General features: G+C 63.2%; 18 protein-coding genes. 13 read left to right on the top strand and 5 right to left on the bottom strand.

Annotated features, from left to right (window positions below; genetic code table 11):
- Positions 1-18: 18 nt before the first annotated feature.
- Positions 19-972: an NAD-dependent epimerase/dehydratase family protein gene (locus JI748_RS16970; RefSeq protein WP_201633445.1), complete on the bottom strand. Its 954-nt coding sequence runs from the start codon at positions 970-972 to the stop codon at positions 19-21.
- Between the two features lie 89 nt (positions 973-1061).
- On the opposite strand from JI748_RS16970, the gene JI748_RS16965 reads away from it, so the two are divergent.
- The 5 genes from JI748_RS16965 (at position 1062) to JI748_RS16945 (ending at position 3713) form a co-directional block, all read left to right on the top strand.
- On the top strand, positions 1062-1976 hold the full coding sequence (locus JI748_RS16965) for a LysR family transcriptional regulator (protein ID WP_201633442.1): 915 nt from the start codon (positions 1062-1064) through the stop codon (positions 1974-1976).
- A 6-nt stretch (positions 1977-1982) separates the two neighbouring features.
- A complete protein-coding gene (locus JI748_RS16960; protein WP_164532622.1) occupies positions 1983-2183 on the top strand; it encodes a twin transmembrane helix small protein in 201 nt (66 codons plus the stop codon).
- Between the two features lie 12 nt (positions 2184-2195).
- Positions 2196-2786: a cob(I)yrinic acid a,c-diamide adenosyltransferase gene (locus JI748_RS16955; protein WP_201633439.1), complete on the top strand. Its 591-nt coding sequence runs from the start codon at positions 2196-2198 to the stop codon at positions 2784-2786.
- Between the two features lie 65 nt (positions 2787-2851).
- The gene (locus JI748_RS16950) at positions 2852-3496 is read left to right on the top strand and encodes a rhomboid family intramembrane serine protease (RefSeq protein WP_201633437.1); all 645 of its coding nucleotides are present in this window, start codon (positions 2852-2854) and stop codon (positions 3494-3496) included.
- A gap of 34 nt (positions 3497-3530) precedes the next feature.
- Entirely contained in the window at positions 3531-3713 is a 183-nt protein-coding gene (locus JI748_RS16945; protein ID WP_164532624.1) for a putative motility protein, read from the top strand.
- Positions 3714-3837: 124 nt separating this feature from the next.
- On the opposite strand, the gene JI748_RS16940 is transcribed toward JI748_RS16945, so the two are convergent.
- The gene (locus JI748_RS16940; RefSeq protein ID WP_233280569.1) at positions 3838-4497 is read right to left on the bottom strand and encodes a TlpA disulfide reductase family protein; all 660 of its coding nucleotides are present in this window, start codon (positions 4495-4497) and stop codon (positions 3838-3840) included.
- Between the two features lie 25 nt (positions 4498-4522).
- On the opposite strand from JI748_RS16940, the gene argH reads away from it, so the two are divergent.
- The 3 genes from argH (at position 4523) to lysA (ending at position 8163) form a co-directional block, all read left to right on the top strand.
- Positions 4523-5971 carry an argininosuccinate lyase gene (gene argH / locus JI748_RS16935; RefSeq protein WP_201633434.1) on the top strand — a complete coding sequence of 483 codons (1449 nt, stop codon included), beginning with the start codon at positions 4523-4525 and terminating at the stop codon, positions 5969-5971.
- A 72-nt stretch (positions 5972-6043) separates the two neighbouring features.
- Positions 6044-6736 carry a gamma-glutamylcyclotransferase gene (locus JI748_RS16930; protein WP_201633431.1) on the top strand — a complete coding sequence of 231 codons (693 nt, stop codon included), beginning with the start codon at positions 6044-6046 and terminating at the stop codon, positions 6734-6736.
- A gap of 167 nt (positions 6737-6903) precedes the next feature.
- Positions 6904-8163 (top strand): diaminopimelate decarboxylase, encoded by a 1260-nt coding sequence (lysA, locus tag JI748_RS16925; protein WP_201633428.1) that lies wholly within the window; start codon positions 6904-6906, stop codon positions 8161-8163.
- A 118-nt stretch (positions 8164-8281) separates the two neighbouring features.
- Here lysA and JI748_RS16920 read toward each other — a convergent pair whose 3' ends face one another.
- Together JI748_RS16920 and JI748_RS16915 are read right to left on the bottom strand one after the other, a co-directional pair.
- The gene (locus JI748_RS16920; RefSeq protein WP_201633425.1) at positions 8282-8692 is read right to left on the bottom strand and encodes a response regulator; all 411 of its coding nucleotides are present in this window, start codon (positions 8690-8692) and stop codon (positions 8282-8284) included.
- Positions 8693-8703: 11 nt separating this feature from the next.
- Positions 8704-9618, bottom strand: a complete 915-nt coding sequence (locus JI748_RS16915; protein WP_201633423.1) for an MJ0042-type zinc finger domain-containing protein — start codon at positions 9616-9618, stop codon at positions 8704-8706.
- A 212-nt stretch (positions 9619-9830) separates the two neighbouring features.
- On the opposite strand from JI748_RS16915, the gene ftsE reads away from it, so the two are divergent.
- From ftsE to JI748_RS16895, 4 genes are read left to right on the top strand one after another with little or no spacing between them, the layout of a single operon-like run.
- Positions 9831-10493, top strand: a complete 663-nt coding sequence (gene ftsE / locus JI748_RS16910; RefSeq protein WP_201633420.1) for a cell division ATP-binding protein FtsE — start codon at positions 9831-9833, stop codon at positions 10491-10493.
- A complete protein-coding gene (locus JI748_RS16905; protein WP_201633417.1) occupies positions 10486-11415 on the top strand; it encodes a cell division protein FtsX in 930 nt (309 codons plus the stop codon). Before ftsE ends, JI748_RS16905 begins: the two co-directional genes overlap by 8 nt.
- A 1-nt stretch (position 11416) precedes the next feature.
- A complete protein-coding gene (locus JI748_RS16900) occupies positions 11417-12235 on the top strand; it encodes a lysophospholipid acyltransferase family protein (protein WP_201633414.1) in 819 nt (272 codons plus the stop codon).
- A 50-nt stretch (positions 12236-12285) separates the two neighbouring features.
- On the top strand, positions 12286-12630 hold the full coding sequence (locus JI748_RS16895) for a hypothetical protein (RefSeq protein ID WP_201633411.1): 345 nt from the start codon (positions 12286-12288) through the stop codon (positions 12628-12630).
- Here JI748_RS16895 and JI748_RS16890 read toward each other — a convergent pair.
- Positions 12618-13172, bottom strand: a complete 555-nt coding sequence (locus JI748_RS16890; RefSeq protein WP_201633408.1) for a gamma-glutamylcyclotransferase — start codon at positions 13170-13172, stop codon at positions 12618-12620. The genes JI748_RS16895 and JI748_RS16890 overlap by 13 nt on opposite strands.
- Before the next feature lie 129 nt (positions 13173-13301).
- Here JI748_RS16890 and JI748_RS16885 point away from each other — a divergent pair, with 129 nt between their 5' ends.
- Positions 13302-14273, top strand: a complete 972-nt coding sequence (locus tag JI748_RS16885; protein WP_201633405.1) for a DUF2125 domain-containing protein — start codon at positions 13302-13304, stop codon at positions 14271-14273.
- Positions 14274-14320 lie beyond the last annotated feature (47 nt).

Below are 14320 nucleotides of genomic sequence, written 5' to 3'. Positions count from 1 at the left end.
CGGGGTGGGGGCACTCGGTCAAGCAGCCGCCGCCTGCTTCGCCCCCATCAACTCATTCACCGTCGCCTTCACCGCCACCTCATAGGGCGTTGCAAAGCTCGGCCCCAGCAATGCATCGAGCCTTTCATCCACGAGTTCCATCTCGTTGCTCCAGATGTAGCGCATCTCATGAAGATCACGCATGATCGGGTTAACGAGGCCGACGAGGCGGATGCCCCACCATGGGAAGGGAGTGACCTTGAGCTCGCGGCCGAGCGCGGCTTCCGTCGCGGCCATGATCTCGCCATGGCTGACCCAATGGCCGGCAAAATGGAAGTTCTCGAACCTGCCCAGCGCATGCCGCTGCTCCGCCAGCGCCACGAATACCCGGCCCAGGTCCGGCAAATAGGCCCAGGAATGGCGCTTGTCCAAGTCACCGAGATGATAAATCTTGCCCTTGCTCGCATCCATCAGCATGGCCTGCTCGAACCATTCGCCGCGCTGCCCGGGCCCGAAAAAATCCCCGGCACGCAGGATGATTGCCTTGTAATGACCCGCTTCCGCACCCGCGCGGATCATGCGCTCGAGGTTTTCCCGAATGCGTCCGCGCGCCTTTTCTCCGCTTTGCCGCAGGTCTGGCGTCAGCCGGCGGTCAGAGGCGCGATAATTGTAGATCGTGCCGGGAAACATCAGCGTCTTGCCGCTTTCCTCTAGGGCATTGAGCACGACCTGAAGCTGCGCTTCGGCAGCACTATTGCCCCACTTGTCATAGGGAAGATGGAGCGCATTGACGACGACGTCGGCTTCCGCGATCGCAGCCTTCACCACCGCGATGTCGTCGGCATCCCCCTTGACGAAGCGCGTGTTCGGGACCGGCTTGCGGTTGACCCGGCCGAGCCCGGTGACGTCCCAGCCGGCATCGCGAAAGGCCCACATCACGGTGTTGCCGATATGGCCATTGCTGCCGAGGACGGTGACTTTACCCTTGCTCATCTCAAAGCTCCTTTGTGTTGCTGGAGCCCAAGATGGTCGCTACAAGAATGAATGGCGATTAGCCAGAAGCGTGGGTCGAGCATTCAATCATGAATAGAGAACCAGACTGGGCGCTATGGCGCAGCTTTGCTGCCGTGATCTCTGGGGGCTCGCTCTCGGCCGCCGCGCGACATCTCAGCATGAGCCAGCCCACGATCGGCCGGCACATCGAAACGCTGGAAGCAAACCTGGGCATTCCCCTTTTCGAGCGGACACTAAACGGGCTTAAACCCAACGGAACGGCGCTTCGCCTTTATGAGCCGGTGCAACGCGCGCAAAACTCATTGGCCGAGGCGGCAATCCTTGCCGAAGGCGCGCAGGATGATACCGGCGGCACGGTGCGTATCACCGCAAGCTTCATGATCTCCAACTATGTCCTGCCCAAAATTCTGGGCGCCATCCGCACGGCCCATCCTCGCATCGGCATTGAGGTCGTGCCCTCCGATTCCGCTGAAAACCTCCTGATGCGGGAGGCCGACATTGCCGTGCGCATGTTCCGCCCGACGCAGCTGGAACTGGTGACGCGGCACCTCGGCGACATCCCCCTCGTCCCCGTCGCGCATGAAGATTATCTCGCCCGCCGCGGCATGCCCAAGGAAATCGCCGACCTCTGGGAACATGACCTCCTCGGCTTCGATCGCTCCGACGCCATCATCCTTCATGCGCGCAGGCTCGGCTTCGAGCTCAAGCGGGAGAACTTCGTCATCCGCTCCGATGACCAGGCCCATCTGTGGGAGCTGATCCGCGCCGGGCTCGGCATCGGCTTCGGGCAGGAGACGCTGGCACGGCAAACCCCGGGCCTCGTCGTGATCCCGATCGATCTGCACATCCCGCCCATGCCGATCTGGCTCACTACACACAGGGAATTGTTCACCTCGCACCGAATTCGTGCCATCTATGACGCAGTGGCGAGCGGCCTCCTTGCCTATATCAATGAAGCACCTGCTCCTCTCTCCAACCCTTAGGCAAAGATGGAAACGCTCCTCAATATCGCCATTGCGCTCGCGCTGCTTTTCGTCGTCATCGTTCTCGGCATGGGCCTTTGGAACATGCTCAAGGGCGGTCCCGGCAATACCAGCCAGCGCCTGATGCGCCTGCGCGTCATCGGCCAGGCCGTAGCCCTTGTGTTGCTGCTGGGCGCACTGTTCTTCTTCGGCGGCCGCGGCGGCTAAGAGCTACTTTTCATGGTCAAGCTCAACGTCATCTATACCAAGACCGGCGATGACGGCACGACGGGCCTGGTGCGCGGTCCACGGCGGCTAAAGCATGACTTGCGCATCGAGGCCTATGGCACGGTGGATGAAGCCAATGCCACGCTTGGCCAGGCCCGGCTCCATGCCAGCGCCCCAATCGACGCGGTACTGGCCCGCGTGCAGAACGACCTCTTCGACGTCGGCTCCGACCTCGCAACGCCCGGCACCGACGATCCGGCCGCCCCATATCCCAGCCTTCGCGTCCGTCCGGTGCAGACGGCATGGCTCGAAACCACGATCGACCGCTTCAATGCCGATCTTACCCCGCTCACCAGCTTCGTTTTGCCCGGCGGTTCGGCGCTGGCCGCAAGCCTTCATATCGCCCGCACCGTGACCCGGCGCGCCGAGCGGCTCGTCTCCGCTTTGGTCGAAGCCGAGCCCGACACCAATCGGGAAACGATAAAATACCTCAACCGCCTCTCGGACCTGCTGTTCGTTCTGTCGCGGGTTGCCAACAACAATGGCGCTGCCGATGTCTTGTGGGTGCCGGGCAATTATGGTGACGTGGACAAGAAGGGCTGAGCTTCCTTCCCCTGAAGGAGTTTGCCCTGTTTCTGCCCCTCCACGACAGCAATCCGATCCGCCATGTGCGCCTGCCCTTCGTCAATTATGGGCTGATTGCGCTCACGGTTCTGATCTTCCTGATCCAGTCGACGCTACCGCCCGCCGCCTTTGAGGCAGCGGCGATCAACTTCGGCATGATCCCGATCGTCGTGCGCGACCTTTATCCCCAGCCGGTGCCGTGGCTGCCGGATTGGGCGAACCTCGTCACCTACGCCTTCTTGCATGCCGACTGGCTGCACCTCCTCACCAACATGCTGTTTCTCTGGGTCTTCGGCGACAATATCGAGGACGCGCTGGGCCACGCCAAATACCTCTTTTTCTACATTGCCTGCGCGGTGCTGGCCGCGCTCGCGCATCTTCTTTTAAACATCAATGGCAATGGCCCGTTGATCGGCGCCTCCGGTGCCGTGGCCGGCATCATGGGCGCTTACGTGCTGCTTTATCCCCATGCCCGCGTCTTTGTTCTCGCGCGCATTGTCTGGCTGATCCCGCTGCCGGTTCCTGCTTTCTGGATGCTGGGCTTCTGGATCGCCAGCCAGTTTTTCTATGTTCTGGTCGGCTCCGATGAGCCTGTGGCCTGGTGGGCCCATATCGGCGGCTTTGCGGCGGGCGTGGTGCTGGCGCCGCTGCTGCGGCGAAAAGGCGTCGTGCTCTGGGGCGGGCGCTGACGAGATCTTAACGCCAACGGCATAGGATCAGGCGATGAACACCGACCTCGCCAGCAATCTCCTGACCGCCCGCGCTGCCCAGACGCAGCAATCGGTCCAGATTGCCGTCGCCAAAAAGAGCCACGAAATGGAGATGAACCTCATCACCATGCTGATGGGCTCCACCCCCAGCGCCCCACCGCCGGGCCAGGGCCTCAAGGTCGACAAGCAGGCCTGAGATACCCCCTCATCCGCCCTTCGGGCACCTTCTCCCGCAGGGGGAGAAGGCTGATGAGGCACCATCTCGTTTTCCTTCTCCCCTTGCGGGAGAAGGTGGCGCGCAGCGCCGGATGAGGGGTGGTTTAGCCCCGCAACCCCATCAGCGCCTTGACCACAGCCTCGCCATCCGGGCTGTGCCACTCCGCCGGTCCCTGCAGGACCGCCAGCTCGCATCCGTCGGCATCGAGCAGCAATGTCGCCGGCAGGCCCACCGCCACCGCTTCGCGCTTCAGCCGATCGAAAGCGGCAAAAGTGTTGTCGGCATAAAGTGGCAGGTTTTGGAACTGACCCTCGGCCAAAAACTCCTGCGCCTTGAGGAGGCCGCCCTCGCCGATATCGAGATTGATCGGCAGCACTTCGAACTTGTCCGAATTGTACTGCGTCGCGATCGCATCGAGCGCCGGCATTTCCTCCCGGCAGGGCACGCACCAGCTGGCCCAGAAATTAACCAGCAGCGCCTTGCCCTTGAAATCGGCGATGGTCTTGTCCGCCCCCGACGCGTCCTTGAACGCCATGTCCTGATAGCCGCGGCCGGTTCCGGTTCCCATCAGTGCCGCAAGTTCACCCGTGGCGGCCGCGTCGATCACCTGCGCGGCAGGACCCTGTGCCGGACAAGACATGGCCTGGGCGGCATTGCCCAGATAAATCCACGAAGCTATAGCTAGCGCCAAGACCGCACCTGCCAGCGTCACCGGCAGCATCCAGCGTTTGCGACCGGTTTGGGCTGCGCTGGAATTCGACATGGGCAACTCCGAAAAAGGCATAAAGATGAGCAACAAGATGTGGGGCGGCCGGTTCGCTTCCGGACCCGACGCCATCATGGAAGAAATCAACGCCTCGATCGGTTTCGACCAGCGCCTTTATCGCCAGGATATTGCCGGATCGAAGGCCCATGCGACAATGCTCGAAGCCATGGGCATTTTGACGCGAGACGATCGCGACGCCATCTTGCAAGGGTTAGACGAGGTGCTCGGCGAAATCGAGGGTGGCAGCTTCACCTTTTCGCGGGCGCTCGAAGACATCCATATGAACGTCGAATCGCGCCTGCGCGAAAAGATCGGCGATGCCGCCGGACGCCTCCACACGGCGCGCTCGCGCAATGATCAGGTCGCCACCGATTTCCGGCTCTATGTGCGCGACTATATCGACACGCTGGTCGGCCAGATCCGCGCATTGCAGCTTGGTCTTGTGGCCCGGGCCGAAGAAGAAGCCGAAACCATTTTGCCCGGCTTCACGCATCTCCAGAACGCCCAGCCGGTGACCTTCGGCCACCACCTTCTCGCCTATGTCGAAATGCTCGGCCGCGATGCCGGCCGGCTCGAAGATGCCCGCAAACGCCTCAACGAAAATCCGCTGGGCTCGGCAGCGCTGGCCGGCACCCCCTACCCCATCGACCGCCTTGCAACGGCCCAAGCGCTCGGCTTCGACCGGCCGACCGCCAACTCGCTCGATGCGGTTTCGGACCGCGATTTCATTCTCGAAACCCTCGCCGCCGCCTCGATCTGTGCCATGCATCTCTCCCGCTTTGCCGAGGAGATGGTGATCTGGTCGAGCGCCCAGTTCGGCTTCATCCGGCTTTCGGACAAGTTCACCACCGGCTCCTCGATCATGCCGCAAAAGCGCAATCCGGACGCTGCGGAACTGGTTCGCGCCAAGATCGGCCGCATCCTGGGCGCACTCAATTCCTTGCTCGTCGTCATGAAGGGCCTGCCGCTCGCCTATTCCAAGGATATGCAGGAAGACAAGGAAGTCGCCTTCGACGCTCTAGATGCCCTGTCTCTGTCGCTGGCCGCGATGACCGGCATGGTCGGTGACATGCAGCCCAATCGCGACCGCATGCGCGCTTCGGCCTCGGCAGGTTTCTCCACCGCCACCGACGTCGCCGATTGGCTGGTGCGCGAACTCAACATTCCCTTCCGCGACGCCCACCACATCACCGGGCAGATCGTGGCATTGGCCGAAGGCAAGAACTGCGGGCTTGAAGGCCTTACCATCGAGGACTTCAAGCAGGTCGATGAGCGCATCGATTCGCGCATCCACAAGGTGCTGACCGTGGAAGCCTCGGTCGCCGCTCGCAAATCCTATGGCGGCACGGCGCCCGCCAATGTCCTCGAACAAGCCGCGCGCTGGAAGTCCCAGCTGACCGGCGAAACCCACGAGCCCAAACCTTTGGCTAAGCGCAAGCATGGCGGCCATGGCGATGGCGGGGTTGAATGATTTGGACATCGTTTTAGTCTGATCCGATCTTTGGACTGATTTGGATCGCCAATGCCCCGGAACCCGCGACAGATGCGCCTTACCGCCCGTCACGTCGCCTATGTGCAGCCGCCCGAGACCACCGAGGACATGCCGGCGCCGCCCGAGGGCTATCATGCGGCGACCGTCGACGATCATCGTGCCACCATCGCGCGGCTCATGGCTCAGATCGATGATCCCGGCGAAATCTGGGTCTTTGCCTATGGCTCGCTGATCTGGAAACCGGCCTGCGACTTCGTCGAGATGCGCACCGGCGTGGTCCGCGGCTGGCACCGGGCCTTCTGCCTCGGCTGGAACAATCGCTGGCGCGGCAGCGACGAAAATCCGGGCCTCATGCTGGCACTCGACCGTGGCGGCGCTTGCAAGGGCGTTGCTTATCGCCTGCCGGCCAATCGCGTCGAAGAGTGCCTGATCCAGCTGTTCGAGCGCGAAATGGCTTGGCTGCCTTCCGCCTTTCCGCCCCGCTGGGTTACCGTGCAAAGCGGCGACCACCGCATGCGGGCGCTGACCTTCTGCATCGATCGCCAATCCGGCCGCTATGTTTCCGGTCTCAGCGAAGCCGAAGTCGCCGATGTCCTCGCCAAGGCCACAGGCAGCCGCGGCTCCATGGCCGAATACCTGCACCAGACCGTCGACCATCTCGAACAGATGGGCATCCACGACCCGCATCTCTGGCGCCTGCAATACTTGGTTGCCGACCGGATCGAAACCGCTTTCGAGCGCTAAGCCGCTTTTGTTTTTTCCGGCTCTGCACTAGACACGCACCGGACCCCCTTCTCCCCTCGCGGGAGAAGGTGGCGCGCAGCGCCGGATGAGGGGTCTCGAGCGCCACCCCTCACCCGCCCTCCGGGCACCCTCTCCCGCAAGGGGAGAGGGAAGGCAGGAACCGACGAATGGTCCACCACTTCAATCACCGCGACGGCGTGCTTTATGCCGAGGACGTCGACATCAACGCTCTGGCGGGACAAGTCGGCACACCCTTTTACGTCTATTCCAGCGCCACGCTCCGCCGCCATGTGCGCGTCCTGCGCGAAGCCTTTGCGGGCATTCCGACGTTGATGGCCTATGCCATGAAGGCCAATTCCAACCAGGCCGTGCTCAAGCTCATGGCCTCGGAAGGCTGTGGCGCCGACGTTGTTTCGCTGGGCGAGCTCGAGCGCGCCCTGGCCGCGGGCATCAGCCCGAACAAGATCGTCTTCTCCGGCGTCGCCAAGACCGTTGCCGAGATGCGGCGCGGCCTCGAGGTCAGCATCAAGTGCTTCAACGTCGAAAGCGAACCTGAGCTTGAACGCCTGTCGTTGATCGCCGCCGACATGGGTCTGACCGCTCGCGTCTCGGTCCGCATCAATCCCGATGTCGATGCCAAAACCCATGCCAAGATCTCGACCGGCAAGAGCGAGAATAAGTTCGGCATCCCCTTCGTGCGGGCGCGCGACGTTTATCGCCGCGTCGCTGCACTGCCCAATATCGAAGCCGTCGGCGTCGACATGCATATCGGCTCCCAGATCACCGATCTCGAACCGTTCGGTGACGCCTTCGCGCTGATGGCCGAGCTTGTCGGCGTCCTCCGCGCCGATGGCCACCACATCGAACATGTCGATGTCGGCGGCGGCCTCGGCATCCCCTATGACCCCGAAGAAGACGCGCCGCCGCTGCCGGAGGCCTATGCCGCCATGGTGCGCGAAAAAGTCGGGCAACTCGGCTGTTCGCTGGTCATCGAGCCAGGTCGCTTGCTTGTCGGCAATGCCGGCATCCTCGTCACCAAGGTCGAATATGTGAAGACCGGCGAGGCCGATTTCATCATCGTCGATGCCGCGATGAACGACCTCATCCGCCCAACCCTTTACGAGGCGCATCACGACATTCAGCCCGTCAACCCATCCAACCTGCCGCCCATCACCGGCGACGTCGTCGGCCCGGTCTGCGAAACCGGGGACTACCTTGCCAAGGGCCGCACCATTGCCGGCGTCAAGGAAGGCGACCTTCTCGCCGTGATGAGCGCCGGCGCCTATGGCGCGGTCATGGCCTCGACCTATAATTCCCGCCCGCTGATCCCTGAAGTTCTGGTGGACGGAGCAAGGTGGCACGTCATCCGCCCCCGCAAGTCGCTAGAGGAATTGCTGGCGCTCGATAGCGTGCCGGACTGGGTTTAAGGGTCTCCTAGAACCCCCACCCAACCTCCCCTTGAAGGAGGGGGAGGAGTCCGGCTGGTGGGATTAACTCGATCGAGCTCCTCCCCCGTCTTCCGGGGGAGGTTGGGTGGGGGTCTGCCTACTCCCCCAACTCCCGCCGTCCCAAGCTCACCACCTCGACGGGCTTGCCCGCCAGCGCGTCATCCACCTTGGCCAGGAGATCCGCCAACGTAAACGGCTTGGTGATGACGTCGTAGATCAGCGCATCGAGCCCATGGGCGCGCTCGCGCTGGTCGGCAAAGCCGGTCATCAAGAGGATCGTGACGTCCGGATAGAGCGCGCCGACATGGAGCGCGAGGGCGATGCCGTCCATCACGGGCATCTTTATGTCGGAAAGCAGCAGGTCGAAGCGCCCGCCCTCGGCATCGGCTGTTTCGGCGGCAAGGCCGCCATCTTCTTCGGCGACGACCTCGTGACCCTTCATGGTGAGGGCACTGACCACGAAGGCGCGAACGGAAGGATCGTCTTCGGCGAGGAGGATACGGGCCAAGGGTCTTCTCTTTAGTGGTGTTCAGGGGCGCCATGCGCCGCCGCTGCGGGCGCGCTCGGCTCGGGTGGAGCGTGTGATGGCTCGGCCGGCGCAGCAGCAGAGGGCGTTTCATGCCCCCCAGCCTGCACAGGCGATTGCACTGAGTCGCCGGCAAAGCTCAGGCGCACACGCACGGCCTCGCCTGGCGGCTGCGAAAGGCGGGTGTCGAACGTGGCGCGCTCGCCAGCCATCAGGTCAGGCACCTGCGGCACGACGCTCCACTCGTAGATGGCGCGGCCCCCGTCATCGAGGAGGCTCACCACGACCGGCGGCACCGGCACCGGCTGCGTTTGCAGCCCCACGATCTGGGCCGAAACCATCAGCACTTCGCTGCCGTTCGACAAGGTCTTGAGCGTTGCCACCTCGGCAAAGTTGAGACCCACGACATTGACGCCGATGCCCATGGCTTCATAGACGCCCGCAAGGTCTGGATAGCGCTCCACCAACTGAGCGCGTCCGAAATAGGCACCGACGCCCAGACTGGCGCATAGCACGACACCGACCACCCGCGCCGCCCGCCGCAGCCGCGCCAATGGCAGCCGCGAACTCACCGCGCTTTGCCGGCGCGAAAACGCGGCCTGCCGCTTTCGCAACTCGGCCGCATCGGGCGCGCGTGGCGGGGCAGTTTCGGCAACAGGCGCCGGCGGCCGCGTGGCAGCCTTTTCGGCGGCAACGGCCTGCTCTTCGGCGGCCATCACTTCGTCCAGTGCATCTTCCGCCATCTGGTCGAAAAGCCGATCATCCTCGATCTCGGGCTCGGCTGGCGCCAGCGGACGCTGGTCCCAGGCCTGCCCGCAATGGGCGCATTGCACCTTGCGCCCTGCCGAGCCGATGGCCTCGAAGGTCACCTGGTACTTGGTCTGGCAATGCGGACAGGTGATGATCATGGAGGGCGGAAAAACCTTGGGCTTTAAACCGCGACCCTAACGGACCCGGGTTAAAACTCCTCAAACCCCTGATTTCACCAAAATTGTGCCGCTTTCCCCCAGCCAAAGCTGGCCAGAGCCGCAGGACTTGGTCACGGCTGCTATGATGCGGCAAAAGGCTGATTCGCCCTTGGCGCCGCCACACCGCCGGTGTGAACTGGGAGCACCCGTTCTTGATCGAATTTTCCGATGTGGGCCTGCGCTACGGCAATGGTCCGGAAATCCTCAAAGACCTCACCTTTTCGATCGAGCCCGGCTCGTTTCATTTCCTGACCGGACCGTCCGGCGCCGGCAAGACTTCGCTCTTGCGCATGCTGCTTCTGGCGCTCAAGCCCAGCCGCGGCCGGGTGACCATGTTCGACGAGGATGTGGGCAAGCTCGACCAAGACCGGCTGCTGCAGCTGCGCCGCCACATCGGCATCGTGTTCCAGGAATTTCGCCTCCTCGATCACCTGACGACCTTCGAAAACGTCGCCCTGCCCCTCCGCGTCCTCGGCCAGCCGGAAAGCGAATACCGGCCCAATGTGGTCGAACTTCTCGAATGGGTCGGTCTCGGCGAACGCATGCATGCGCTCCCAACGCTCCTTTCGGGCGGCGAAAAACAGCGCGCCGCCATCGCCCGTGCCGTGATCGCCCGGCCAAAAGTGCTGCTCGCCGACGAGCCCACCGGCAATGTCGACCCAGACCTTTCGAGCCGCCTCGTGCACCTATTCGCCGAGCTCAACCGCACGCTGGGCATGACTATTATTCTGGCGACCCACGAATTGCCGTTGCTCGATCGCTTTTCTTATCCGCGCATGGTGCTCAACAAGGGGGAGTTGACCATCCATGATTAGGCAATTGCTTCGCCTGCTGCCGCGCCGTGGCGGCGCCGCGCCAATCGTGCCGGAAAAGTCCGTGGCCGGCCGCACGCTGCTGCTGCTGATCACTATCATGGCGTTTTTGTCCGCCGTGACGCTTGGCGGCGTTGTGCTGGTGCAAAAATCGGCCATTGCCTGGTCTGCCGACGTTGGCCGCGAAATGACCATTCAGCTGCGCCCGGTCGAGGGCGAGGTGATGGAATCCAATCTGCGCACCGCCGTGTCGCTGGCGCAATCGACCCCGGGCGTCGGCGCCGCGCGCGCCCTGACGGTGGAAGAAAGCCAGGCCCTGCTCGAGCCATGGCTCGGTGCCGGCCTTGATCTTTCCGCCATCGACATCCCGCGCCTCATCGTCGTGCAGCTGACCGACCCCGTGGACGCCGATGTCGAGCAGCTGCAGCGCAACCTCCAAGCCATCAACGGCGCCAGTCTCGACACGCACGCCGCATGGCGCGAACAGCTCAATGTCATGGCCGGCACGGTGGTAATCTCGGGCCTCCTGATCCTCGGGCTCATCGGCGTTGCCACGGTTCTGGCCATCGTCTTCGCCACTCGCGGCGCCATGGCCTCCAATCGCGAGATCGTCGACGTTCTCCACTTCATCGGCGCCTCCAACAAGTTCATCGCCGGTGCCTTCCAGGGGCGCTTCCTTTCGATCGGCCTCCAGGGCGGGATCCTGGGCGCGCTGCTGGCCATCCTCTTCTTCCTCGTCATCGGCACCGCTGCCAACAGCGTCCTTCCCAGCGAGGCCACCGCGCAGGTCGGCGTTCTTTTCGGTGACTTCCTCCTTGGCTGGACCGGCCTCGTCTTCATTCTTGCGGTTGTACCAGTGATCGCGGTCTTGACCGCGGTGACCTCGCGCACGACGGTGCGGCGTTACTTGAGCGAGGCTTCCTGAAATGGGTCAGTCGATCCGCACCGCCATCCAGGCCGTTCGCACGGCGATTTTTTACGCCCTCTTTATCGGCAATACGACGATCTGCGCGCTGATCGCGGGCACGGTCGGGCTCTTTGCCGAGCGCACGGCTTTCGGCTGGGGCATCGCCAAATACTGGTGCGCTTCGAGCCTTGTGCTGCTGCGGGTCATCTGCGGTGTGCGGACCGAAGTCGAAGGCGCCGAAAACATTCCGCCCGGCGGCTCGATCGTCGGCTCCAAGCACCAATCGGACTGGGATATCTTTGCGATCTTTCCCCATCTCGTCCGCCCCGCCTACATCGCCAAGAAGGAGCTGATGCAAATCCCCTTCTTCGGCTGGGCCGCGCGTTCGCTGGATTGCATCGAGATCGACCGCAAACGCGGCGCCCAAGCCATTCCGCAGATGTTGGCGCAGGCCAAGGCGGCCGCCGAGCGTGGGTGCCAGATCGTCATCTATCCAGAGGGCACCCGTAAGGCTGCCTTAGCCCCGGCCGAATACCGCCAGGGTATTGTCCGGATGTACACGACGCTCGGTGTTCCGGTTGTGCCGGTCGCCCTCAACTCGGGCCTCTACTGGGGCCGCAATAGTCCTATAATCTGGCCCGGCACCGCCAAGGCGCGTTTTCTTCCGGCAATCGAACCCGGCCTTCCGCCCGACGTCTTCACCGAGCGGCTGCGCTCCGTCATCGAGGCCGAAAGCAACCGCCTGGCTCTCGAAGCGCTGGAATCGGGGATAGCGCGTCCGCTCGACGATCGGCTCAAGCAGCGTTTCGATCTTCTGCGTAAGAACACCGCAGCTTGACGTTCCATAAAATACGTTCTACTTTTGTTCTTAAGAACGGGAGAGCGACCATGGTGCCGATGATGGTAGTGTTCGAGCGGGGCGACAGCGGCCGGAGCCGCAGGTCGGAATGGCAGGGACGCTCGGGACGGCGTTATGAGCTGACCCATGACAATCTCGAAAACTTCGCCATGCGCGAAACCGATCTTTATGTGATCGCCAAGGGTGGCCTGCCGCTTTGGGTCGGGTCAACTGAAGAACTAGTTGCCGATCCAATGAGCCGCACCCGCTGCCGCCTGGCGCTTGATTGCGCCACCGAAGTCCTGCGCATGCCCGCGCCGCACGACCGCATGGCCGCCATCTGGGATCTGGAAAATGCTTATCCCGTGCAAGCCATAACCGCTCAGGCGGCCTGACCTTCAAGCCCTGTTTCCAGCGCGTCCGCCAGCTCCATCAGCGCCCGGTCCCGGATGCCGAGCTGTTCGAGATGACGCGCAGTATTGAGCACGTAATCGACATTGCGGCCCGAAATGCCGACACCGGCGCGGATCATCGCTAGTTGCTGCTCCGTCGTCAGCACCCCCGCAAACTGCTCATGCGCCTCGTCCACCACATAGGTCAGCGCCATGACACGACGGCCATCGGAGAGCACGACCGGGCGCATGACGTCGCGATAAACCGAAGTCACCAGTTCACGCGCATTGAGATAGGCGCGCGTCTCGGCCCAGCTCTCCGTCGCAACCTCGAAAGCCATGCCACGGCAGGAACCACCGCGCGTCAAACCGAACACAAGGCCTGGCTGCTCACGCGTGCCGCGATGATAATGCGAAATGATCGACAAGGACCGGTGCGCGCCGCGCAAAAGTCCGAGCTGCGAACTGACGAACACAAAGCCCGGGTTCCAGATCAGCGAGCCGTAGCCGAAAACCCAGACTGTATTGCTTTGCGTCGACGTCATGGCTTGACCCGATTTGATCACGATAGTGCCCGTCTCCCGGCGACAATGCCAGACCCGGCATTGATGGCAAATCCGCGGCAAGGCGCAAACCCGCTTCTGACACGGGCGGCACAAGGGTAAGACGAAGCCATGAAAAAGCGAATCATCATTCTCGGCTCGATCCTTCTGACCCTGGTCGTTCTGTGGAGCGGCGCCTGGCTCTTTGTCTCGTCGCAGATCAAGACGCAGGTTGATGCTTTGGCTCTGGCCGACGGGGAAACGGCGCCGCAGCTCACCTGTGCGACGCTCGACATCGGCGGCTATCCGTTCAACTTCGACGTCCGTTGTGCCGGCGCCACGCTGGTCAGCGGCGATCTGATGGTGACCGTTCCCGATCTGCGCGCCAGCGTCCTCGCCTATCGTCCCAACCACGTGCTGGCGTCCGCCGCGGGCCCCGCCGAAATTTCCGACGCCTTCACCGGCGGGCGCAATGAAGTGAGCTGGACCGCACTGGATGCCAGCCTTCGCATCGAGAATTGGCGCATCGCCCGGCTGTCGGTTGAAGGCGACGGGCTGAGCTGGAACGACACGCTCTTCGGCAATGCCCTGATTAGCAAGAGCGGGCACCTCGAAGCGCACCTCCTCGACATGCCGGAACTCCATGACCCCGCCACCGGCCGTGCCGCGCTCGCCGCCTATGTCAGCGCCAGCGACGTTGAAGTGCCCGGCATCGAGTTGGCGCAGACCACGGCCGAGATCGAGGCTGAGCTCACCGGCCTGCCCGACGACATCCGCAACTGGGGTGCCGCGCCACTGCTTGAGGATTGGCAGCAGGCCGGCGGCAAGCTCAGCCTCGTTGCCGTTCGCGCCAATGATGGCGTTTCCGATCTTTCGGCCACCGGTGACCTCGCGCTTGACGAAGCGGGCTATCCAACCGGGTCCCTCGCCATCGACTCCAAAGGTGTCGCCGAACGCATCGGCCCGTTCATCCAGGAGCCCTGGCGTACCCTGGTTCTCGGCGTTCCGGGCGAAGACGGCCGCCACAAGAACCAGCTCAGCTTCGCCAACGGCGGCCTGAGCTCAGGCCTCGTGCCCATCTCCGCCCTGCCGAGCCTTTTCTGATTCTTCTCCCCCCCTCGGGGAGAAGGTGGCGCGCAGCGCCGGATGAG

The sequence above is a fragment of the Devosia rhizoryzae genome (genome assembly GCF_016698665.1).
Taxonomy (GTDB): domain Bacteria; phylum Pseudomonadota; class Alphaproteobacteria; order Rhizobiales; family Devosiaceae; genus Devosia; species Devosia rhizoryzae.
Note: the sequence above shows the minus strand (reverse complement) of the source record. Positions and strands in the feature narration are given on the sequence as shown.